Genomic DNA, 23,089 nt, shown 5'->3' with positions numbered 1-23,089 from the left:
CCCCGGGGCGGACCGCGGCCCGTCCGGCTGCTCCGCCCGGCACCCGCCCTGGTCGGCACCGCCGAACGGGTACGGTTTCCGGCGATGAGGATTCTCGCGCTCGACCTGGGCACGTCGTCGGTGCGTGGCCTGGTGCTGGACGAGGCCGCCCGGCCGCTGCCCGATGCGCTGGCCCGGCGGAAGGTGGAGGTCGCGATCGGCGACGACGGCCGGGCCACGCTGGACGGGCCGGGCTACCTCGCCGCGCTCGCGGAGTGCCTCGACGAGCTGGCGGCGCTGGACCTGCTGCGCGACGTCGGACTGGTGGTCGCCTCCGGGCAGTGGCACTCGGTGGTACCGCTGGATGCCGCCGGCACCCCGCTCGGCCCGGTGCTGACCTGGTTGGACACCCGCCCCACCGCGCCGGCCGGGATGACCGGGCCGGCCGACCCGGACGACTTCCACCGGCGCACCGGTGCCTGGTGGCACCGCTTCTACTGGTCGGTACGGCTGCCCTGGCTGCGGGAGCAGTTCGGCGGCGGCAAGATCCACTTCGCCGGCCTGGTCGAGTACGTCTTCAACACGCTCCTCGACGAGGCGGTCATGTCCGTCTCCCAGGCCTCCGGCACCGGCCTGCTGGATCTGCGCACCGTCGACTGGGATCCGGAGGCGTGCGAGCTGGCCGGAGTGCGCCCGGCCGAGCTGCCGGCGCTGGCGCCGCCCGACTGGTGCGGCCGGCTCCGGGCCGGGTACGCCCGCCGCTGGCCGGCGCTGGCGGAGGCCCGGTGGGCGCTGCCCAGCGGCGACGGCGCCGCCTCCAACGTCGGCTCGGGCTGCTACGACAGCAGGCGGGCGGCGGTCACCGTCGGCACCTCGGCGGCGGTCCGGCTGGTCCAGCCCGCCCCGCCAGGTGCCGAGCTGCCGCCGCTGCCCGAGGAGCTCTGGCGGTACCGGGTGGACCACGAGCACGTCGTCACCGGTGCCGCCTTCTCCGGCGGCGGCAACCTCTACGCCTGGGCCCGCCGGGAGATGAGGCTGCCCGAGGGGCCGGAACTGGACCGTGCCCTGGCCGAGGTGCCGCCGGGCGGTGGCGTACCGGCCGATCCGCGGCTGGGCGGCGACCGTCCACCCGGGCTCGCCCCGGCCGGCTCCGGCGTACTTTCCGGGCTCGGGCTCAACACCACCGCGGTGGACATCCTGGCCGGCCTGATGGACGCGCTCTGTGCCCAGGTCGCGGTGAACGTCGCGGCGATCGAGTCCACCCTGGACAGGTCGGTCGAGGTCGTCCTCGGCGGTGGCGCCGTCGCCGCGTCCCGGTGGTGGCGGCGCGCCTTCGCGGTCGCGCTGGCGCCGCGTGAGGTGCACTACGTCCGGAATCCCGAAATCGGTGCGGTCGGTGCCGCGCTGGTGGCGATCGGCCGGCTCGACGGTGCGTCCGGGCTCGAACGCATCGGCCGGACGGATGAGGACGAGTCGGCGACAGCGACAAGATCTGATCGCCCGCAGTATCCTTCCTGAGCTGTTCCGCCTGACAGATCATTGACAGCAGGTCAGGGCCTAGATTGAAATAGCTCCGCTCCTTGGCGCGCCCCCGCATCGAGGACGGTAGGAGGCATGGTGGCTACTGCCCCGGACCCGTCACACGGCGCCGTCTCGCGTCACCGCCGGCGCCGGCTCGACGTCCGGATCGTGCCACACCGCCGCCGGTCGCCGTTCCGGTTGCGGGACTGGCGGATGCGTACCAAACTGGGCGCCGTCCTCGTGGTGCCCTCCGTCGCGTTCCTGGTCCTCGCGGGGGCGCAGACCGGCGCGCTGGTGAGCCAGGCCGACCTGCTCGGCGAGTTTGCCGACCAGGTGCGGGTGGGTCGGGAGATCGGCGCGCTGGTGCACGAGTTGCAGCGCGAGCGGGACCAGACGGCGGGTGAGTTGGCGGCGCTCGCCAGCGGCGCGTCCCCGCAGGTCGAGCCGGGCCGGCCGCTGCCGGCGCTGGAAAAGGTCTACCCCGTCGCCGACAGCGCGATCGACCGGTTCCGCGCGGCGGCCTCGCCGCTGGCCCGGGGCGAGGCATCGTGGCGGATCTCCTTCAACCGGGTGGACGACGCGCTCGAGCGGCTCCCGGAGATCCGGGCCTCGGTCCCGGCGGCCGGGCTGACCCCCGAGCCGGTGCTCGCCGAGTACGACCGGACGATCGAGGTGCTGCTGGTCCTGCTCGCCGAGCCGTCGCCCGGGGTGGACCGCCCCGACCTGACCGACGCGGTGCTGCGCTACGTCGAGTTCGCCAACGTCAAGGAGATCAACTCACGGATCCGGGGGCAGCTCTACGCCGCCGCCCGGGCAGGCCGCTACAACCAGACCGACGTGGTGGAGCTGGCCGACCTGCGGGCACAGCAGCTCACCCGGCTCGCCAGCTTCCGGGCCTCCGCCACCGACCGGCAGATCGAGCGGTACGACAGGGCGGTGGACGATCCGAACTTCGTGGCCGCGCTCAGGCTGGAGGAGAGCACCTTCTCCGCCGGCGACCGGACCGCCGCCGTGCTCGAACCGGGCCGCTGGTGGACGGTCAGCCAGCAGCGTCAGGACCTGCTCCGGCAGGTCGAGGAGGGTGCGGTCGGTGACGCGGTCGCCCTGGCCGACTCGCGCAGCGCGGAGCAGTTGCGCCAGACCCTGCTCACCGCGGGCGGCGTACTCGCCGTGCTGCTGGCCGCGCTGCTGACATCGATCGTCATCGGCCGCTCGATCGCCCGGTCGCTGCGGATGCTGCGCGGTCAGGCGTTGCGGGTGGCCCAGGTGGAGCTGCCGGAGACGCTGGAACGGCTGCGCACGGTGGATCCGGTCGCATCCGAGTTCGAGGTACCGCCGGCCGACGTCCGGTCGATGGACGAGATCGGCGACGTGGCCGAGGCGTTCGTGGCGGTGCACCGCAGCGCGGTGACGGTGGCGCTGGAGCAGGCGGTCATGCGTCGCCGGGTCAACGCCATGTTCGTCAACCTCGCCCGGCGCAGCCAGGTGCTGGTCGAGCGGCAGTTGGAACTGCTGGACGAACTGGAGCAGGACGAGAGCGACCCGGACCAGCTGGAGAACCTCTTCAAGCTGGACCATCTCGCCGCCCGGATGCGGCGTAACGACGACAGCCTGCTGGTGCTCGCCGGCACCGAGGCCACCCGGCGGTGGAACCGTCCGGTGCAACTGGCCACGGTGATGCTCGCGGCGGTCGCCGAGATCGAGCAGTACCAGCGGATCCGGCACCGCATCGCCGGCGAGTTCCACGTCGTCGGGCACGCCGTCGCCGACCTGGTACACCTGCTCGCCGAGCTGCTGGAGAACGCCTCCTCGTTCTCCCGGCCCGACACCGTCGTCCGGGTCGACGCCGCCGGTCAGCCGGACGGCAGCGTACTCGTGGAGATCGTCGACCAGGGTCTGGGCATGAGCCCCACCGCCCTGGACCAGGCGAACGAGATTCTCGCGGTACCACCCGCCGCCGACGTCGCCGCGTCGGAGCGGATGGGTCTCTTCGTGGTCAGCCACCTCGCCGCCCGGCAGGGCGTACGGGTGCGGTTGCTTCCCACCGGGCAGGGTGGCCTGGTGGCGGTGGTCCGGCTGCCGGCGAACCTGCTCGCCGCCGCCCCCGCGCCGGATCCGAGCGAGGTGCAGGGACGGCGGAGGCTGGAGCTCGTCGCGGGTGCCGTGGCCGGCCCGAACGGCACGCACCAGGCGGCCGACCCGCAGCCGGCCGCAGGTGCCGGGCTCTCCCGGCGGGCGGGGCGCCGGGAGACGCCGACCCGGGCCGAGGACGTGCTCGGGATGGCCGTCGGCGCCGGCTCCGCGCCGGGCAGCACATGGTGGTCCCGGCAGGGGCGGGGCGCGGCTACGGCGGCCCCCGCCCAGGCACCGGCGCCGCCTGCTCTCGAGAGCGCGCCGTCGCCCCCGCCGGCCTCCGGAAACGCTCCACCGGCGGTGCCGGTGACCGGCGGTGTCAACGCCAGCGGACTGCCGATCCGGGTGCCGATGGCCCAGCTGCGGGTGAAGTCCGAGCCGGTCCGGCCCGGGCCGTCGGCACACCGACCGGAGCCCGATCCGGAGCAGGTGGGCGGCATGCTGTCCCGCTACTACGGTGGGCTACGGCGGGCCGAGGCGGAGGACACGATCGTGATACCGATGGCGCCGGCCGGCGCGCGCACCGAAGAGGAGAAGTATTGAGCACGCTCAGTCAAGAGGCACGGGATCTGAACTGGTTGGTGAGCGGGTTCACCGAACGGGTGCCGGGGGTGGCGCACGCCATCGTCGTCTCCGCGGACGGCCTGCTGGTCGCGGTCTCGGAGCACCTGCCGCGCGACCACGCCGACAAGCTCGCCGCGGTCACCTCCGGCCTGTCCAGCATCACCACCGGTGCGGCGGAGATGTTCGACGGCGACATCGTCAAGCAGACGGTGGTCGAGATGGGTCGGGGATATTTTCTGGTGATGCAGATCCGGGACGGTTCGATCCTGGCCACTCTCGCCGCCAACGACGCCGACATCGGCGTGGTCGGTTACGAGATGGCCAAGCTGGCCAAGGCGGCCGGTGAGATGCTGACCCCGGCGTTGCGCGCCGAACTCCAGCAGGCGCTGCCCCGCTGACCGGTATCCGGGATCGCCGCCGTACCGACGGTGTGGCGTCGATCGCCGACCACCGGAGTGAGTCGCCGACCATGGGGCGCTCATGCCGGCGAAACCCGGTCGAGCCGGCCGAGCTGGGCATCGAGCTGTTCCGCGAGCCATTGTTCGTACCCGGCCCGCTCGGGGCCGTCCCAACCCCGGGTGGCGCCCTCGATGCACATGATGAGATAGAGATAGATCGTGTAGAGGGTGAGCCGGCGGCGGGCCGACGCCGTCAGCTCGATCCGGTCGCGTCCGGCAGCGGCGTAACCGGCGAGGATCTCCGGTTCGGCCGCCAGGTCGCGGAAGAGGGTCATCGAGACCAGTTCGGCCAGCGGGTCGCCGAAGAAGGCCCGTTCGCCGTCGATCAGGCCGGTCACCCGGACGGTGCCGGACGGGTCGGCGGCGACGAAGACGTTGCCGTCCCAGAGGTCGAAGTGGACCAGTGCGGGGCGGCGTACGTCGTCGAGGAGGTCGGCGTGCCGGCGCATCATCGCGCCGATCCGGTCCGGCGGGGCGGGTAGCCGGCTGCCCAACCGGACGGCGTCGGCGAGGATGTCGTCGACCATCGCCCCGAAGGCGGCCCGCCAGGACGGCTGCCAACTGCGGCTGCCGCGCAGCGGATAGCCGTACGCCGGGCCGGTGACCGTGTGCAGGCGGGCCGCGTGTGCGGCGATCTCACCGCGCACGGCGGCGAGCTGCGCCGGGGTCAGCTCGTCGCGGCTGTGCTGCAGGTCCGTCCCGGCCACCCGGCTGAGGAAGACGAAGTCGGTGCCGATCAGGTCCCGGTCGAAGTCGGCGTAGACCACGTCCGGCACGACGCTCACCACCCGGGCGGCCCGCCGGTAGAAGTCGACCTCGGTACGCATCAGGTCGACCTCGTGACTGAGCAGCTTCAGCTCCGGCGGAGGTGCGACCTTGAGTACGAGCTCGGTGCTCTCGCCGAGGGTGACCGCGTAGGCGGCGTTGTAGGTGCCGCCGGTCAGTTCCTGCCAGGAGGTGATGCCGGTCCGGTCGCCGAAGCCGCGGTGGACCAGCGACCGGAGCTCGGCCTCGGTGATGTGCCTTCTGGTGGAACTCACGATCTCCACGATCAGACGCAGTTCTGCGCGATCACCCGCCGGTACCACTGTGCGCTGCGTTTGAGGATTCGTCGCTGGGTGGGGAAGTCGACGTAGATCAGCCCCCAGCGCTGCTCGTACCCCTCGTTCCACTCGAAGTTGTCCATCAGCGACCAGACGTGGTAGCTCTCCAGCGGCACGCCGTCTGAGATGGCCCGGTGCACGGCGGCGAGGTGGTCGCGGAGGAAGGTGATCCGACCGGGATCGTCCACCGTGCCGTCGGTGCCGAGCCGGTCCGGGGTGGGCAGGCCGTTCTCGGTGATGGTGAGCGGCACGTCGCCGTAGTCCCGGGTGACCCGGGTCAGGATGTCGTACATCCCGTCCGGGAAGATCTGCTGCCAGCTCGCCTCCGAGGTCGGCCATCTGGTGATCGTGCCGCCGTCGCCGGTGACGTAGATCGGCGTGTAGTACTGCACGGCGAGCAGGTCCACCGGCGCGGAGATGATCCCGAGGTCGCCGTCCCGGATGCCCCGCACCATCCGGTCGTCCGGGCCGAGGTCGTCCAGCACGTCCGCCGGGTAGGCGCCCTTGAAGATCGAGTCGAGGTAGAGCCGGTTCTCGTAGCCGTCGTAGAGCCGGGTGGCCGCCGCCGCTGCCGGGGTGTCGTCTGCCGGGTAGCAGGGGTGCAGGTTCAGCGCCGGGCCGATCCGCGAGCCGCTGCCGGTGGCGCGCAGAGCGCGTACCGCCAGGCCGTGTGCGAGTTGCAGGTGGTGCGCGACGAGGTAGGCCGCGGCGGGCTCGCGCAGGCCGGGGGCGTGGTGGCCGCCGAGGTAGCCGTTCTGCACCACCGTCTTGGGCTCGTTGATGGTCAGCCAGACCGGCACGCTGGCGCCGAGCGCCTCGAAGACCGCCTCGGCGTAGTCGGCGAAGCGGTAGGCGACATCTCGCGATTCCCAGCCGCCGATGTCCTGGAGCGCCTGCGGCAGGTCCCAGTGGAAGAGCGTGGCCATCGGGGCGATGCCCCGGTCGTGCAGGCCGTCCACCAGTCGCCGGTAGAAGTCCAGGCCGCGCTGGTTGGGCGTGCCGGTGCCGTCGGCCTGGATCCGGGGCCAGGAGATGGAGAACCGGTATGTCCCCAGTCCCAGGTCATGCATCAGGTCCAGGTCCTCGACGTACCGGTGGTAGTGGTCGGCGGCCACGTCGCCGGTGTCGCCGCCGCGGACCCGGCCGGGGGTGTGGCTGAAGGTGTCCCAGACCGATTCGCCCCGTCCGTCGTCCTTGGCCGCGCCCTCGATCTGGTACGCCGAGGTCGCCGCGCCCCACCCGAAGCCGTCCGGAAAGCGGAGTCCGAGCTGCGCCTCGGGCGCCGTGCGCCGCTCGTCGTCGGCCTCGGAGTCGGCATCGCAGCCGGCCGTTGCCGCTGCGCCGGAGACGCCGGCGGTCGCGGTGCCCATCGGCAGGCGACCGGCCGGGACGGCACTGGCGGATAACGCGGCGTGGCGCAGCAGATGCCGCCGAGTCAGTACGGACATGCTGTCTCCTCGTGAGTGGGGCCCTCCGCGCGACGCCCGGGAGCGCTCCCATAGGGGAGCCTAGCGATCCACCTGGCGATTGCGTAGAGGATGTTCGGGTGGCAATGGCGGGTCTGGGCCTCGTCCATTGCCCGTCCCCACGTGCATCACGACCACGGCGACCGCTCGTCGCGTCGCGACGATGCCGGTCGCCGTCCGTGATGCCGATGACGCCGCCGATCGACCGGTTCGGCGCCGAGACGCTGTACCGATGACCGATTTTCCCGTCGTTGGCGGGGGTTTAGTGTGGGGACGGGGAGGGCAACCCCCGTCCCCACCGTGAGTTACAAACACGCACGAGCGGAATTGGCGTCCAGGTCGTGCGTGCCGCGCGGGAGCCGGGCCACGCGAGTGGCTCTGGTTCCACCTCCTTCCGAGCGGTGGTGGCTGGCTGACGGCGGAGTCCGGGCTGGCCCGTCGTCAGCCCTGTGGCTGAGCGGTCGGCGAGCTACGATCTGCCGTAGCCCACCCAACAGGGGTCTGTACGATCCGGCGGGCCGGAACCTCGCAGCCCCAGGTGGTGCGATCCAAGCTACTTACACCTCGATCGATGGAAGCGCTCCCATCGACGTTGGTTGGACTGTAGCCCGCGTCACGGGTTTGTGAAAGACCCAAAATAAGATCGAAACATCGGGCCAACGCCGGCGAAACTGTCCCGTGGTCCGCTCGATCGACTCTCCGGGCAGGTCAGTGCCCTTTCCGACCGTACGTAGTGGACCGGCAATCAGGCTCTACTTGCTGCGGGAGCGCTCCCATGCAACACTGTCGAACTATCGCGGTAGGGAGCCACAAGCTGACGCGATCGTGGGCCGCCAGGGCACCCGAGTTCCTCGGTACGGCGCCCCTGCACCGATCGGAGCCGCCACGTCCGGCGCCTCCTCCGGCCTCCGCCGACCCCCGGTCCGGGACGGGTTGATCACCACCATTCCGGCGCCTACCCACCAGCGCGCAGCCCCACACCGACGCGCAGCAGGCGCCCCAGCCGCGGCAGCACCGCGGCCCGGTCCGCGAGGAGAACTCACGACATGAAGTTGAGGTTAGCGAGACGCCGAGTGGCGATGGCCGCCGCCGGCATTCTGGTGGTCGGAGGTGTTGCCGTCGTCCCCGGTACCGCCTACGCCGCTCCCGGCTGCGACGTCACCTACACCGCCAACAGTTGGGGCTCCGGGTTCAGCGCGTCCATCACCATCCGGAACGTCGGCGACCCGTTGACCAGCTGGAGTCTCGGGTTCACCTTCCCCGGCAACCAGCGGATCACCCAGGGCTGGTCGGCGAACTGGACCCAGTCCGGCGCGAACGTGACCGCCACGAACCTCTCCTGGAACGGCAACCTGGCCACCGGCGCCTCGACCAGCATCGGGTTCAACGGCTCCTACTCGGGGACCAACGCCAGCCCGACCGCGTTCACCATCAACGGCAACCCCTGCAACGGTGCCCAGAACACGGCGCCCACCGTGGACATCACCAGCCCGGCCAACGGCGCCAGCTTCACCGCACCGGCGAACGTCACCGTCTCGGCCACCGCCAGCGACGCCGAGGGACCGGTCGACCGGGTCGAGTTCTACCGCAACGGCATGCTGGTCGGCACCGACACCAGCTCGCCGTACAGCTACACCAACAGCGCGCTGCCGGCCGGGTCGTACACCGCCCAGGCCCGCGCGTACGACAGCGCCGGGCTGAGCGCCGTCGACGAGGTCGCCTTCACCGTCACCGGCAGCAGCCAGGCCAGCGTGGTGGTCCCGGCGACGCTCACGGTGCCCGAGGGGGGCAACGCCGCACTGAACGTCCGGCTCAGCGCCGCGCCGACCAGCAACGTCACCGTCAGCCTGGCCAAGACCGGCGACGCGGACGTGACGCTGGGCGCCAGCACCGCGACGATCACCCCGCAGAACTGGAACACGGGGGTCAACGTCCAGGTCAACGCCGCACAGGACAGTGACGACGTCAACGACACCGCGACCATCACCGCCAGCGCCAGCGGGCGTACCCCCGGCACCACCCAGGTGACGGTCACCGACGACGAGGGCGGCGGACCGGCCGGCGAGTACGGCGAGGAGTTCCTGGAGCTCTACCGGAAGATCAAGGCGCCGTCGAGCGGATACTTCAGCCCCGAGGGTGTGCCGTACCACTCCGTGGAGACGCTGCTGGTCGAGGCCCCGGACCACGGTCACGAGACCACCTCCGAGGCGTTCAGCTACTGGCTCTTCCTGGAGGCCATGTACGGCAGGACCACCGGTGAGTGGGGGCCGTTCAACGAGGCCTGGCGGATCATGGACCGGTACATCATCCCGTCCGAGACCCAGTCCAACTACAACGCGAGCGACCCGGCGGACTACGCCCCCGAGGCGAACCAGCCGAGTCTCTACCCGCAGCAGGGCGGCAAGCTCGACTCCAGCGTCCGGGTCGGTCAGGATCCGATCGCCGCGGAGCTCCAGTCGACCTACAACAGCGGCCGGGTGTACGGCATGCACTGGCTGCTCGATGTGGACAACGTCTACGGCTACGGCAGGTGCGGCGACGGCACCACCAAGCCGGCGTACATCAACACCTACCAGCGCGGTCCGCAGGAGTCGGTCTTCGAGACCGTGCCGCACCCCTCCTGCGAGACCTTCGCGCACGGCGGCCCGAACGGCTACCTGCCGATCTTCATCGGTGACTCCTCCTACGCCCAGCAGTGGCGTTACACCAACGCTCCCGACGCCGACGCCCGGGCCGTGCAGGCCGCCTACTGGGCGCTGAAGTGGGCCAAGGAGCAGGGCGCGGAGGGCCAGATCTCGGCCACCATCGCCAACGCCGCCAAGATGGGTGACTACCTGCGCTACGCGATGTACGACAAGTACTTCAAGCAGCCCGGGTGCGCCTCGCCGTCCTGTGCGGCCGGCACCGGCAAGAACAGCGCCGCCTACCTGCTCTCCTGGTACTACGCCTGGGGCGGCTCGCAGGGTGGCAGCAGCAGCTGGTCCTGGCGGATCGGCTCCAGCCACAACCACGGCGGCTACCAGAACCCGTTCGCCGCGTACGCCCTCTCCACGGTCTCCGAGTTGATCCCGCGGTCGCCGACCGCGCGGACCGACTGGGCGACCAGCCTCACCCGGCAGATCGACTTCTACACCTGGCTGCAGTCGGCCGACGGTGCGATCGCCGGTGGCGCGACCAACAGCTGGAACGGCGACTACAGCGCCCGCCCGTCGGGTGTGCCGACCTTCTACGGCATGGTGTACGACGTCAAGCCGGTCTACCACGACCCGCCGTCGAACCAGTGGTTCGGCTTCCAGGCGTGGAGCATGGAGCGGGTCGCGGAGTACTACCACGAGAGTGGTGACGCGCGGGCCAAGGCGCTGCTCGACAAGTGGGTCAACTGGGCCATCGCCAACACCACCGTGAACGGTGCCAACTACCAGATCCCGTCCACGCTGAGCTGGAGCGGCCAGCCGGGTGGCAACTGGACCTCCGGCACCACCTCGGTGAACAACAGCAACCTGCGGGTCTCGGTGGTCGACCACACCCAGGACGTCGGTGTGGCGGGCGCCTACGCGCGCACGCTGATCTACTACGGTGCCAAGGCCAACCACGCGGCGGCCAAGACGACCGCGAAGGCGCTGCTCGACGCGGTCCTCCAGCACAAGGACAACCTGGGCGTCGCGGTGCCGGAGACCAAGGCGGACTACAACCGCTTCGACGACACCTACAACGCCAGCACCGGCCAGGGTCTCTACATCCCGTCCGGCTTCACCGGCACCATGCCGAACGGCGACCCGATCAACTCCAACTCCACGTTCCTCAGCATCCGCTCGTTCCTCGAGGACGACCCGGACTGGCCGAAGGTGGAGTCGTACCTGAACGGCGGCGCGGTGCCGACGTTCACCTACCACCGCTTCTGGGCGCAGATCGACGTGGCGATGGCGTTGCACGACTACGACCGGCTGATCGGCTGATCCCGGTCACCGAGCGGGCCTGATTCCCACGGTCAGGCCAACCGTGGCGGGTCGGCCGGATTGGCCAACGCAGCGATCCGGCCGGCCCGCCACTCCCTTTCCCGCGACGACGGGGGCGGCAACCAGCGTCCTCCGGGCGGGCGGCACCATCCGGTGCCGCCCGCCCGGCCCGTGTCCGGACTCCGCCAACCGGAGCCCGCCGTATGGCGGGAATCTTCGTGGCGCGGCCCGGTAAGGAACTGAGTTTTCAGTCAGCCCCGGGGTGCCCCGGAAGTCAATCCGGAGTATCCTTGCGGTAGTGGGAGGGGCCGCTTCCCCCGTGGCGGCCCCTCCCGCTTCTTGTCTTCTCCCGCCCACCGTCTGACGGTGGTGCCGCGTCAACTATCCCGGGTGCGTCCGATACGGTGTCCGGCGTGCGTGGCCGAAGCGTCATCCTGACTGCGTCCTGGTTGGTCCTCCTGACCGCCGCGCAGATACTCGCATTCGTGGTCGTCTGGCGGTTCGCGGTCGGCACCGAGCAGGGCCAACTCCTCGACACGATCGCCCTGACGGGCAACTCGATCGGGCAGCGCCGGATCGAGGGCATCGTCGGCGGCGTGCTGAACGCCGTCTCCCTGCTCTCGCTGCTGGTCGCCACGGCGGTGATCGGCTTCATCGCGCTGATCCGGGTCAGGATCACCCTCGCCGTGGTGACCGTCCTGCTGATCGTGGGCGCGAACATCAGCACGCAGGCGCTCAAGTTCTTTATCGAGCGGCCCGACTTCGATGTCGACGAGGCCCGGGAGGCGGCGGGCAACAGCCTGCCCAGCGGGCACACCACGGTGGCCGCCTCGGTGGCGATCGCGCTGGTCATGGTGCTACCACCCCGGGTACGGGGCTGGGGTGCGCTGGTCGGCGCCGGATACGCCGCAGCGGCCGGCGTCGGGACCATGTCGGCAGGCTGGCACCGGCCCAGCGACGCCGTTGCGGCGTTGCTGGTGGTCGGCGCCTGGGCGTCGGCGGCCAGTCTGGTGCTGCTGCTCACCCAGCGCGACACGGCCCAGGTCGCCTCCGAGGACGGGAACCACCAGGTCACGGCGGTGCTGGCCGTGGCCGGCCTGGGACTGCTGCTGGTGGCCGCGGTCGCGCTCGGCTGGACCGACGGGATGCGCGCGACGCCGATCTCCGACTTCGACCGGCGCCAGCTCCTGGTCGCGTACGGAGGCAGTGCGGCGGGGATCGCCGGCACCGCGGCCCTGGTGACCGCACTGGTGCTGCTCACCCTGCACCGGGTGGTGCCCCGACACACCGGTCGGGGCGCCGTGCCGACCGGGGACTGACGTGCCGCTCGCCGGCTAACCTGGTGCGGTGCGGATCGACGGGACCGTCCGGAGCGGGGCCACCGGCGAGGTGTTCCGGGGCGAGGCCGCCCGCCTCGCGGAGGTGCTGGCCGAGCTGACCGAGCCGGACTTCGCGCGACCGACCCCTTGTCCACCCTGGAGCGTGCGCGACCTCGTGGCGCACGTCGACACCGGAGCAGGTCGGGTGCTCGGGATGCTCGCCGAGCCGGCACCACCTCGCGCGCGGGTCGACGCCGCCGGATACTTCGGCCCGACGAAGTTCGCCCCCGAGATCGACCGGGCCCGGATCGACACGGCGCGCCGGGAGGGGGCGGGCTTCGGCAGCGGCCGGAAACTGGCCGAGAACTTCGCGGCCACCTGGCGTGCCGCCTACGACGCCACCTGCGCGGCGCCGCCGGGCCGGTTGGTAAGGACCCGGCACGGCGACCCGATGACCCTGGAGGATTTCCTGGCGACCCGGGTGGTGGAGCTGGGGGTGCACGGGCTGGACCTGGCGGCTGCCCTCGATCGTCCGCCCTGGCTGACCGCACCGGCCGCCGAACTCGTCGCCGGACTGCTGACCCGGTCCGCCGGTCCGGCGGGCGACGGGCTCGCCGCCGACCTGCACTGGGACCGGCTGACCCTGGTCGCCAAGGCCACCGGCCGGCAGCCGCTCACCGCGCGGGAGCGGACCGAGATCGAGCGGCGCGGCGTGCGCTGGCTCACGCTCGGCTGACCGGTGGAGTCACGCTCGGCTGACCGGCCCACGCTCGGCTGATCGATGCACTGAGGCCCGCCTGGCTGACCGCGGGTATGCGGGCCGCCCCCGGGACGGGCGGCCCGTCAGAACCGGGCACGCAGCGCCGACAGCACCACCGGATCGATCCGTGCCGGTGCCAGCCGCTCCTCCAGGTTCTCCACGCCGGCCCAGGCGGCGAGCCGGGCGTCCAACCCGGCACCCTCCTCCTCCGGATAGCCCAGCCCGGCGAGCAGCCGGGACACCTCGTCGGCCAGCTCACCACTCAGATCCAGCAGCGTCTCCGGGTCGGGCCGCTCGAAGAGCATCCGGTGCACCTCCAGCAGCCGGGCCAGCTCGGTCACCGGGTCGGGGTGGTCGTCGACCCTCAGGTCCACCACCACGTCGCTGCCGCCGCCGTACCCACCGCCACGGCCGACGACCAGCAGCGCGGCGCTCTGCCGACCCCGCCGGTCGCCACCGGCCAGGTCACCGGCCCGGAGCGCGTCGAGCAGCCGATCCGGAAAGCGCCGGCCCGCACCGGCCAGCCAGGCGTCCCGCATCTCGTCGACGACCTCCGGGCCGGCCAGGATGTTGCCCTGCACCGCCCATCCGGCGCCGGCCTGCCCGCCCGCCCAGTCGTGGCACTCGGCGCCGGTGTACGTGGCACCCGCACCGGCCGCGTCGACCGTCCCGATCTGCCGCTGCGCCCGTTCCGGATCGGCCGCGACCAGTCCGGCCAGCACGTCCCCCGCAGCCAGGCCGGTGCGCAGGAAGGCGAGCCCCTGCGGCCGGTAGGCCAGGTTGGCCCGCGCCTGGGTGGCCAGGGCACCCACCTCCGCCTCGGCGGCCGGCACCAGGGCACCGACCGCGAGGAACTTGCTCGCGACCGCGACACCGTGCAGCCGGCCGTCGTCGGATCGCGCCACGATCGAGAAGGTCACCCGGCGAGGCTACAAGATCTGGCCATGCGGCTCCCGGTGCGATCCGACGATGCTGTTGCCCGGGTGCGATCAAGCGGGCACCATCGATCCGATGACGACACGCTGGGGGATGACGGTGCCGCTGAGCGCTGTGCCGCTCGACGGGCACGACGCGATCTACGCCGCACTCGCCGGGGCGGGCTTCACCGATCTGTGGTCCGCCGAGGTGGCCGGCAGCGACGCCTTCACCCCGCTGGCACTCGCCGCCTGGCAGCCGGCACTGCGGTTGGGCACCGCCGTCGCCCCGGTCTTCACCCGGGGACCCGGGCTGCTGGCGATGAGCGCCGCCGCGCTGGCCGAAGCCGCGCCGGGCCGGTTCTCGCTCGGGATCGGCGCCTCCTCGGCGGTACTGGTGCAGGAGTGGAACGCGACCCGATTCGAGGAGCCGTTCCGGCGTACCCGGGATGTCCTGCGCTTCCTGCGCGCGGCACTCCGTGGCGAGGTGGTCGACGAGGTCTACGACACGTTCACGGTGCGGCGGTTCCGGTTGGAGCGTCCGCCGGCCGTGCCACCGCCGATCCTGCTCGCCGCGCTGCGCCCCCGGATGCTGCGGCTGGCCGGTGCGGAGGCCGACGGAACCATCCTCAACTGGCTCACCGACGGCGACGTGCCGACGGTGCTCGCCGCACTGGGGGAGCGCCGCCCCGGTTTCGAGGTGGTGGCCAGGATCTTCGTCTGTCCGACCGAGGACGCCGGGTACGCCCGGAAGCTCGCCCGGCGCCTGATCGCCACCTACCTGACCGTGCCGGCGTACGCGGAGTTCCACCGCTGGCTCGGCCGGGAGCCGCTGATCGCCCCGATGTGGCGGGCATGGGCGGCCGGCGACCGCCGGGGTGCCGGTGACCTGGTCCCGGAGGAACTGGTCGACGCCCTCGTCGTGCACGGCAGTCCCGAGGTCTGCCGGACGCGGGTGCGGCAATACGTGGCGGCCGGGGTGGACGTCCCGGTGCTCGCCCTGCTGCCGACCCCGGAACTGGCGGCCGGTGGTGCGGCCGCGTTGACCACGATGATCGCCCAGCTCGGACCGGCGACCGCTCCGGCTGGCGGATCGGGCCCGGCGGCTGGCGGATCGAGCCCGGCGTCGCTGGGTGGATGCGGTCCGGCGTTGCCTGGCCGACCGGGCCCGGGTTCGCCGGAGGCTGCCGGTGGCGGCCCGGCGGCCCTGCCGGTGGCCTGACCCGGCCCTGCCGGTGGGCCTTGACCCGGCCCTGCCGGTAAGCCGGACCGGACCGGCCCGTCGCTGCCTCCCCGTCAGCGCCGCCAGCGGAGCGGGCCGGGATGCAGCGACCAGAGCAGCCGCCGCCACCACGGCCGGCCCGCCCGGAGCTCCGCCGCGTACGCCACCGCCAGCTCGCCGGCCCGCCGCGCCTGGTCGTCGGTGGCGTGGCCCGGGGCGAACGCGGCCAGGTTGACCAGCGTGGCCAGGTCGTCGACGGTCGGCACCGACCGACGCAGCGGCCCCGGGGACCCGGACGCCGGCCCGGCCCGGCCCGTCCCGGACGGCTGCCCTGCTCCGGGTCGCCGCCCTGCCCCCGGTTGCTGTGCCGTCCCTTGTTGCCGTGCCGTCCCTGGGTGCTGTGCCGTCCCTGGGTGCCGTGCCGTCCCTGGGTGCCGTGCGGGCGCGCCGTCCAGGCTGGACCGGGCGTGCTCGGCGACCTCGGTGGCCGCCAGGTGCTCCGGAACCGGCCGCCCGGCCAGGCGTAGCGCGTCGGTCACCTCCCGCCAGGCCCCGGCGATCCGCTGTGCGGGCGACCCCTCGGCGAGCCGGCGGCGCCGCTGGGCCCGACGCAACCCGACGACCAGTGCGGCCAGCCCGGTCAGCAGGAGCAGCAGGCCGCCCGTGCCGCTCCCGACCAGGACCGGAGTTCCCGGACCGGTGCCCCGGCGCGGGGCCGACTGCGCATCGGGGGTGGTGCTCGGCGTGGCCTCCGGGCTCTCCGTCGCCTCCTCCGGTGGCGGAGTCGGATCCTCGGGCTCCGGCCGGAAGTCCTGCTCCACCGGCTTGGGTCGGGTGTTCGGCTTCGGCAGCGGATCGAACGACACCCAGCCGAGCCCGTCGAAGAGCACCTCCGGCCAGGCGAGGGCGTCCGCACCGCGTACCGGCCCGGTGCCGGACGGGGGTTGGAAGCCGACCACCACCCGGGTGGGCAGCCCGGTCATCCTGCCGAGCACGGCGAACGCGGCGGCGAACTGTTCCGAGGTGCCGCGCTGCCCGCCACCGTTGACCGGGCCGAAGAGGAAGAAGTTGAGGTTGGGATAGGCATGCCCGCTGGGCGCGTCGGCCACTACCCGATAGTGCTCGGCGAGAAAGGTCGCGATCGCGTCGGCGCGGGCGTACGGCGCTCCGTTGTCCTCGGCGAGCTGGGCGGCGAGCTGCTGCATCTGCTCCGGGGCACCCGGCTCGACCCGGAGGAACCGGGCCACCTCCGCACCGGCGGGCACGCTCGCCGAGGGCAGCAGGCCGTAGTCGGCCTCCTCCCGCCGCGAGGTGACCGAGTAGGTCAGCCCTCGGCTCAGCCCCTCCGGCCGGATCAGTGTCCCGCTCGCCTGGTCGTACGCCACCCGGGCGCCGGTCACCTCGCGCGGGGTGGGTACCGCCGGAAGCAGCCGGCCGGTCAGACCGTCGACGGTGATCCGCTGCACGACCTCCGTCACCCGGGCATCCGGCAGCGGCTCCGGCTCGGGAAGCACCCGCCCGGCGTTCCGGTACGTCGCGCCGACCCGCCAGGTCACCCCGTCGTAGTCGCCGAGCACGGCGAGCCGGATCCGGCGGCCGGCCCGCGGATCGTCCTCCTCGCCAACGGGCTCCTCCTCGTCGGTGGGTTCCTCGCCCTCGCCGTCGGGCGGCGGCGCGGCACCGCCGGGCGGCGCACCGGCCGCCACCGGCGCGCCCGGTCCGGTGGTGACGAGGTCGAGCAGCTTCTGGTCGGGGTTGAGCGCCCAGCCGGATATCCGGATCAGCGGGTTCTCGTCGAGGCTCTCCACCTGCGGTGGCTGGACGTAACGGCGGGGGTCGACAGGGGTGGTGCCGACCTGTCGGGCCACCACCGGGGCGACCAGCGCGGCGAGCCCGAGCACCACGACCAGGCCGAGCGCGGTGCTGGCGAGCGTCCGGGCACGCAGGGCGGCCCGCACCCCGGGAGCCAGGCCGTCGCCCGGATCGGCCGGGCCGCTTCGCCCCGGCCCGGCCGGCCGTCCTCCGGCGGCCAGCGCCACCGCCCCGGCGGCGGCGAACGCGACCGTCAGCCATGGCGTCGAGTCGGCGTTCGGGCCGACCACGTAGAGCGCGCCCGCGTACAGGGCGACGGGGGCGGTCAGACCGAGCAGCACCCGGTCGGCCCGGATCCCGACCTCGGCACCGGCGAGCCCGGCCAACCAGGCGGCGACGACCGGCACGATCACGGTGTCCGGCATCGGCTCGACCGGGATCAGCGCGGTGAGCAGCCGGGGGATGCCGTTGCGGGCGGCATCCGCCGCCACGGTGCCGAGCGGGCCGGGCAGGTCGGCCCGCTGCGCGGTGAACCAGAGCGCGGCGGCGGTGTAGCCGAGCAGGCCCAGCACCGAGAGCGGGGCGACCAGCCAGGACGGGAGCCGCCGGGCGGCCAGGCTGACCCCGACGGAACCGACCGCCGCGCCGAGGACGAGCCGGCTCGCCAGGGGATCGGCGTACACCCCGCCGAGCACCACGCCGGCCAGGCCGATCATCGCCACCAGGGCCAGCGGCACCGGCAGCGCCCGGAGCACCCTCACCACCGGCGTACCCCGTCCCACTCGGCCGCGAACTCCGCCCCGTCGGCCGCGTCGATCACGACCAGTCCGGCGGCGCCGGCCGGGGTCTGGCCGCCGGCCCCGAAGACCCCGGCGACCACCGACGGGTACGCCGGCCGCAGCGCGCCGACGTAACCGAGGTCGGCGGCGGCGCCGGGACCGGTGAGGAAGACCAGGGTGTCGCCGAGCCGTTCCTGCCGCAGCCGCAGGGTCGCGGTGCGCAGCGGGTCGCCGTCGGTGCCCTGCGGCCCGCGTACCAGGTCGGCGGCGGCGAGCCGGTCCAGGAACTCCCCGGAGCCGTCGCGGTCGGCGACCAGCAGCAGGGTCACCGGCAGCTCCTCCCGGCGGGCGGCCACCACGACCGAGGCGGCCGCCTCGCAGGCCGACTCGAACGTCTCGGCGACCCCGTCGACCCGCCCCGGATGGGCACCGGCCCGGTTGTCCAGCAGGACGACGATCCGGGGCAGGCTGGTGTCGAGCTGCTCCTTGACCATCAGCTCGCCGACCCTGGCGCTGGTGCGCCAGTGCACCCGCCGGAGCTCGTCACCGACCACGTACTCCCGGAGCGAGTCGAAGGTGATCGAGCCCTGCGGCACCCTGTCGATCCGCCCGTCCATGCTCCGGGCCACCCCGGCCGGCACCGATGTCAGCGGATGGATCCGGGGGTGCACCCAGACCTGCGCGGTGTCGCCGTGCGACCGGGCGACGGTGATCAGCCCGAGCGGGTCCCGCCCGGTGACCCGCAGCGGTCCGACCGCGATCACCCCGCGCCGGGAGGTGGGGACCGGATAGCCGACCGTGGTGTCCCGGCCGGGCCGGAGCCGGAGCAGCGGCACCGGCACCGGGCGGTTGCCGCAGCGGTCCTCGGCGATCAGGTTGGCGGAGCGGAGCCGGGCGTCGTTGCGTACCGTCAGGGTCATGCTGGCCGGCTCGCCCCGGCCGACCCGGTCGGGGTCGGCGACCCGGGTGACGTCGAGCCGGGGCCGCCAGGCGGCGTTGCCGGCGGCGCAGCCGACCGCGATCGCCGCGGCGGTGCCGAGCAGGGCGAGCTCGGGATAGCCGAAGCGGAAGCCGGCGACCAGGAGGATGCCGGCACCGACGAGCAGGCCGACGCCGCGCGAGGTGATCGTCATGATGTCGGGTGCGCCGTCTTCGTCATGGTGCTCGGGTCAGGTGCCGGCCGGGGCGAGCTGCCCCGAGGGGAGCGGCACCGGGACCGACGCGACCGCCTCGTGCAGCACCTCGATCGTGGTGACACCCCGGACCTGGGCGTCGGGGGAGAGCAGGATCCGGTGCGCGAAGACCGGTTCGGCGAGCGTCTTCAAATCCTCGGGCATGATCCAACCGCGCCCGTCGATCAGCGCGTACGCGCAGGCGGCCCGGGTCAACGCGATCACGCCACGGGGGCTGACCCCGACCCGGACCTGCGGGTGGTTACGGGTCGCCGAGGCGAGCCGGACCGCGTACGCGTAGAGCGGGTCGGCGATGTGCACCTGCTGGGCCATCCGGACCATCTCCCCGACGGTGGCGGTGTCGGTCACCGGCTCCAACGCCTCGGGGGAGCGCAACGGGGCGCCCCGGAGCACCTCGATCTCGACCAGCTCGTCGGGGTAGCCGACCGAGAGCTTCACCAGGAACCGGTCGAGCTGCGCCTCGGGCAGCCGGTATGTGCCGTCCATCTCGACCGGGTTCTGGGTGGCGACCACCAGGAACGGCCGGGGCACCGGGTGCCGGACACCGTCCACTGTGACGTTGCGCTCCTCCATCACCTCCAGCAGCGCCGACTGGGTCTTCGGTGAGGCCCGGTTGATCTCGTCGGCGATGACGATATTGGCGAAGACCGGGCCGGGGTGGAACTCGAAGCCCCGGCTCGCCTGGTTGAAGATGGTCACCCCGGAGACGTCGGCGGGGAGCAGGTCGGGGGTGAACTGGATGCGCCGCCACTGGCCGTGCACGGTCGCCGCGATCGCCCGGGCCAGGGTGGTCTTGCCGACCCCGGGGACGTCCTCCAACAGGACGTGGCCCTGGGCGAAGAGCGCGGTGAGCGCCAGCCGGACCACGTGCGGCTTACCCAGCACCACCGAGTTGATGTTGTCGGCGATCCGGGCGGCCAGGCTGGCGAAGCCCTGCACATGCTGCGGCGTGAGCGGCTCGTGGGTGTTCACGGTCGTGCTGCTCCCTGTGGTGCCGGAGGTGCCTCTGCTATCGGCCGGGCCGGTCAACAGGTCGGCAGGACGTTGATATTGTCGCCCCCCTCGAGGTTGAGCCAGGCGAACGGGATGTACGGCTTACCGCCGTTCCACTCGATCCGGACCCACCAGGTGCTGCGCTTGTCGTCGTTGTAGACGAACGCGTAGACCTCCTCGCCGGACTTCTTGCAGAGCGCCTTGATCCGGGTGCCCGGCTTGGCCCAGCCGGCCTGCTGGTCGTCGTCCTGCCGGGTCACCTTGAAGATCTCGTTGCCGTTGCGGCCCGGCCGGTCGGAGTTGCAGTAGGTCCGTTGGTCGCCGGAGGAGCCGTTGTTGCAGGTGGCGATGCCGTAGACGGCGGCGGTCGCCCGGCTGGCCGACGCGGTGCCGTTGCCGGCGGCGTTGGTCGCGGTGACCGTGAAGCTGTAGTCGGTGCCGGGGGTCAGCCCGGTGACCCGGATGCTGGAGCAGTTGCCGTTGACCTTGGCGCGACCGTTCGGGGTGACCGAACAGCTCGGCGTGCCGCCTCCGGCGTCCACGGTGAAGGTGACCGTCACGCTTGTGGCGTCCGAACTGGTGCCGGTGACGGTGACTCTGGGCTTTGCCACGGTGCTGGCGGTGTCGGTGGCGGCGGCACCGGGCCCGGCCTCGTTGACCGCCTGCACCCGGACGATGACGTTCTGACCGTCACCCAGATCTCCCACGGTGGCCTGGGTGTCGGTCACCTCGCTCTTCCTCCCGCCCGCGTCGACCAGGTATTTCGTGATCGGCCGACCGTTGTCGGCGGGCGGGCTCCAGCTCATCGAGACGGTGCCGCGCGAGCCGCCGACCGTCCTCGCCTGGAGGCTCTGCGGTGCCTCCGGCGTGGTGAACGGTACGACGCTGTTGCTGGCCGGCGAGGCGGTCGAGCCGGCGCCCTTCTCGTTGATCGAGACGACGGTGAAGGCGTACTGGTTGCCGTAGTCGAGCTCGCCGGCCGGGACCACCAGCTCGGTCTTTGTCGACTCGCCGACGGGTGCGTTGGCACCGGCCGAGATGGCGGTCACCGCGTATTTACGGATCTTGTAGCCCTGCCCGTTGGCGGCCGGCCACCTGACCAGCACCGTGCCGTCCGGCCGTTCCTCGGCGGTGACGCTGGCCGGCGGATCCGGCACCTCGGAGGTCGGCACCACCGGGTTGCTCTTCTTCGCCGGGCCGGCGCCCTTGGCGTTCACCGCGTGCACCGAGAACTGGTAGGTCTCGCCGTTGGTCAGGCCGGTCACCTCCAGCGACCGCTGGTCGGCGCCCACCTGGAAGGTGCGGCCGGCGCCCTCCACCACGTAGCGGGTGATCGCGGCGCCGTTGGCCGCGGCCGGTCGCCAGCTCACCCGGGCCTGGGCGTTGCCGGCGGCAGCGGTGACCGATTTCGGTGGGCCCGGCTTCCTGACCACCGGCTTCGGTGGCGGCGGTGGCGGCGGCGGGTTCGGTGGTGGGTCGCCGCCGAGGATGTCGTTGGCGTACTTGTTGACGGTCTTGACCTGGTGCTTGTCGTCGACGACCCGGGCGAGCGCCGAATTCGGGGCGTTGATGAAGAGGTGGTTCTCCCGGACCTCCAGCTCCAGCGGCCCGTTGGCGCCCGGGATCTCGATCTTCTCGAGCAACTGCCCCGCCGGGTCGAACGAGTAGACCGTGCCGGTGTCGTCGTCGGCGCAGTAGAAGCGGTTGGCCCAGGCCACGGCCGGGCTGAGCCGGGTCCCCGCGCCGGGCACCCGGAACTGCCGGCCGACGGCACCGTTGTCGGCGACCACGATGTTGCGGTCGTCGACAACGGTCACCGGGACCCGCAGGCCGGTGGTCCTCGGCGGCATCGCGCCGGGCCCGGTGAGCGGCAACCTGACCGGGTTGATCGCGTCGCCGATCAGCGTGGTCAGGGTGCCGGTGGTCCGGTCCAGCACCGCGACGCCGTCGTCCAGGGTGGAGATCTTCAGGTCGTGACTCGGGTCGGCGACGGCCTCGTTGCGGATCTGCTCCGGGCTGACTCCGCCGCCCGTGCCACCGCTGCCGGACTCCGGCAGCTTCGCGGCGGTGATGGCGGAGACCGTCCCCTCGCTGGGCACCGCGATCCAGAGTCGACCCTCGCCGTCGAACTCGCCGCCGGTGATCCCCGGCGGATAGTTGATCTGCTCGCCGACCGGGGTCAGTGACCGGGGGTCGAGCTGCCGCACGATCCCCTGGACCGCGTCGACGACGAAGGCCGCGTCCTCGTGCAGGGCCACGTTGACCCCGATCCCGGCGGTGGTCCTGGTCGTCGCGATGACCTGCAGGGTGGCCAGGTCGAGCGAGCTGACCTGCCCGGTGTTGAGGTCGCGCAGGATCAGCAGCCGGTCGGTCTGCACGACCTGCATCCGGTGACTGCGGCCCTGCGGGACCTGCACCCGGGTGTCGACCCGGCCGGTGACCCCGTTGACCCGGGCCAGCTCGCTCTTGGCCGAACTCCAGAGCCAGGAACTCGCGTCGAAACTCGCCACGGCGTTGTCCGCCGCGCCCAGACCGAGGACGGTCAGCCCCATCGCGGCGGCCAGCGCCGCCACGGTGGCGACGGTGACCACTCCGCCCCGGAGGCGGGACCGGCGGCGGGCCGGTGGCGCGCCCGGCGCCACCCCGGCGGGTTCGCTCCCGCCGCTGCCGTCACTGCCTGTGAAGCCGTTGTCTGTGGTGACCACAGCCGGCCGCCTCCCCACCCCGTGGACGGTCCTGTCCGACCGCCGTCGTCAGCGAATCTCTCCCGAAACCGCGTGCCATCATAGGGCCCGGGCTTTGCCGGCGGGGACCCGGAACGTGCCGTTGTGGACAGCGCGAGCGCGAATTGTGGATATGCCTGCTGATCGTCGACCGTCTTAGCAGGTCAGTGCGGTAGGGACGGTTGTTGAATTGT

The 23,089-nt window shown here is 72.5% G+C and carries 13 protein-coding genes and 1 pseudogene; 7 read left to right on the top strand and 7 right to left on the bottom strand.

The annotated features are described in order from the left end of the window. Positions 1-84: 84 nt before the first annotated feature. From ACN28C_RS25870 to ACN28C_RS25860, 3 genes are all read left to right on the top strand, one after another. Positions 85-1,497 (top strand): FGGY family carbohydrate kinase, encoded by a 1,413-nt coding sequence (locus ACN28C_RS25870; RefSeq protein ID WP_422770129.1) that lies wholly within the window; start codon positions 85-87, stop codon positions 1,495-1,497. Between the two features lie 96 nt (positions 1,498-1,593). After that, entirely contained in the window at positions 1,594-4,176 is a 2,583-nt protein-coding gene (locus tag ACN28C_RS25865) for a nitrate- and nitrite sensing domain-containing protein (RefSeq protein ID WP_422770128.1), read from the top strand. Then, entirely contained in the window at positions 4,173-4,595 is a 423-nt protein-coding gene (locus ACN28C_RS25860) for a roadblock/LC7 domain-containing protein (protein WP_130462551.1), read from the top strand. The genes ACN28C_RS25865 and ACN28C_RS25860 overlap by 4 nt, the downstream gene beginning before the upstream one ends. Positions 4,596-4,675: 80 nt before the next feature. Here ACN28C_RS25860 and ACN28C_RS25855 read toward each other — a convergent pair whose 3' ends face one another. Both ACN28C_RS25855 and ACN28C_RS25850 read right to left on the bottom strand, forming a co-directional pair. Then, positions 4,676-5,695: a phosphotransferase family protein gene (locus ACN28C_RS25855; protein WP_422770127.1), complete on the bottom strand. Its 1,020-nt coding sequence runs from the start codon at positions 5,693-5,695 to the stop codon at positions 4,676-4,678. Between the two features lie 11 nt (positions 5,696-5,706). After that, positions 5,707-7,206, bottom strand: a complete 1,500-nt coding sequence (locus ACN28C_RS25850) for a GH1 family beta-glucosidase (protein WP_422770126.1) — start codon at positions 7,204-7,206, stop codon at positions 5,707-5,709. A 1,064-nt stretch (positions 7,207-8,270) separates the two neighbouring features. On the opposite strand from ACN28C_RS25850, the gene ACN28C_RS25845 reads away from it, so the two are divergent. From ACN28C_RS25845 to ACN28C_RS25835, 3 genes are all read left to right on the top strand, one after another. Then, the gene (locus ACN28C_RS25845; RefSeq protein WP_422770125.1) at positions 8,271-11,180 is read left to right on the top strand and encodes a glycoside hydrolase family 48 protein; all 2,910 of its coding nucleotides are present in this window, start codon (positions 8,271-8,273) and stop codon (positions 11,178-11,180) included. Between the two features lie 413 nt (positions 11,181-11,593). Beyond that, positions 11,594-12,499, top strand: coding sequence for a phosphatase PAP2 family protein (locus ACN28C_RS25840; protein ID WP_422770124.1), 906 nt, complete (start codon positions 11,594-11,596; stop codon positions 12,497-12,499). Positions 12,500-12,527: 28 nt separating this feature from the next. After that, positions 12,528-13,235 (top strand): maleylpyruvate isomerase N-terminal domain-containing protein, encoded by a 708-nt coding sequence (locus tag ACN28C_RS25835; protein WP_422770123.1) that lies wholly within the window; start codon positions 12,528-12,530, stop codon positions 13,233-13,235. A gap of 107 nt (positions 13,236-13,342) precedes the next feature. Here the strand turns inward: ACN28C_RS25835 and ACN28C_RS25830 are convergent, their stop codons facing one another. Further along, on the bottom strand, positions 13,343-14,179 hold the full coding sequence (locus ACN28C_RS25830) for a DUF1028 domain-containing protein (protein WP_422770122.1): 837 nt from the start codon (positions 14,177-14,179) through the stop codon (positions 13,343-13,345). Positions 14,180-14,288: 109 nt separating this feature from the next. Here ACN28C_RS25830 and ACN28C_RS25825 point away from each other — a divergent pair. Further along, positions 14,289-15,242, top strand: a pseudogene (locus tag ACN28C_RS25825) (LLM class F420-dependent oxidoreductase); the annotation flags it as partial. A gap of 227 nt (positions 15,243-15,469) precedes the next feature. Here ACN28C_RS25825 and ACN28C_RS25820 read toward each other — a convergent pair. From ACN28C_RS25820 to ACN28C_RS25805, 4 genes are read right to left on the bottom strand one after another with little or no spacing between them, the layout of a single operon-like run. Next, a complete protein-coding gene (locus ACN28C_RS25820) occupies positions 15,470-17,923 on the bottom strand; it encodes a transglutaminaseTgpA domain-containing protein (RefSeq protein WP_422774804.1) in 2,454 nt (817 codons plus the stop codon). 41 nt (positions 17,924-17,964) lie between these two features. Beyond that, complete coding sequence (locus ACN28C_RS25815) at positions 17,965-19,119, bottom strand: DUF58 domain-containing protein (RefSeq protein WP_422770121.1); 1,155 nt, start codon at positions 19,117-19,119, stop codon at positions 17,965-17,967. Between the two features lie 36 nt (positions 19,120-19,155). Further along, positions 19,156-20,151 carry an AAA family ATPase gene (locus ACN28C_RS25810; RefSeq protein WP_422770120.1) on the bottom strand — a complete coding sequence of 332 codons (996 nt, stop codon included), beginning with the start codon at positions 20,149-20,151 and terminating at the stop codon, positions 19,156-19,158. Positions 20,152-20,204: 53 nt separating this feature from the next. Next, entirely contained in the window at positions 20,205-22,814 is a 2,610-nt protein-coding gene (locus tag ACN28C_RS25805; RefSeq protein WP_422774803.1) for a fibronectin type III domain-containing protein, read from the bottom strand. Positions 22,815-23,089 lie beyond the last annotated feature (275 nt).

It is taken from the genome of Plantactinospora sp. WMMC1484 (assembly GCF_049315195.1).
In the GTDB taxonomy this organism is placed as follows: Bacteria; Actinomycetota; Actinomycetes; order Mycobacteriales; family Micromonosporaceae; genus Plantactinospora.
This window is presented reverse-complemented; position numbering and strand designations above follow the sequence as displayed.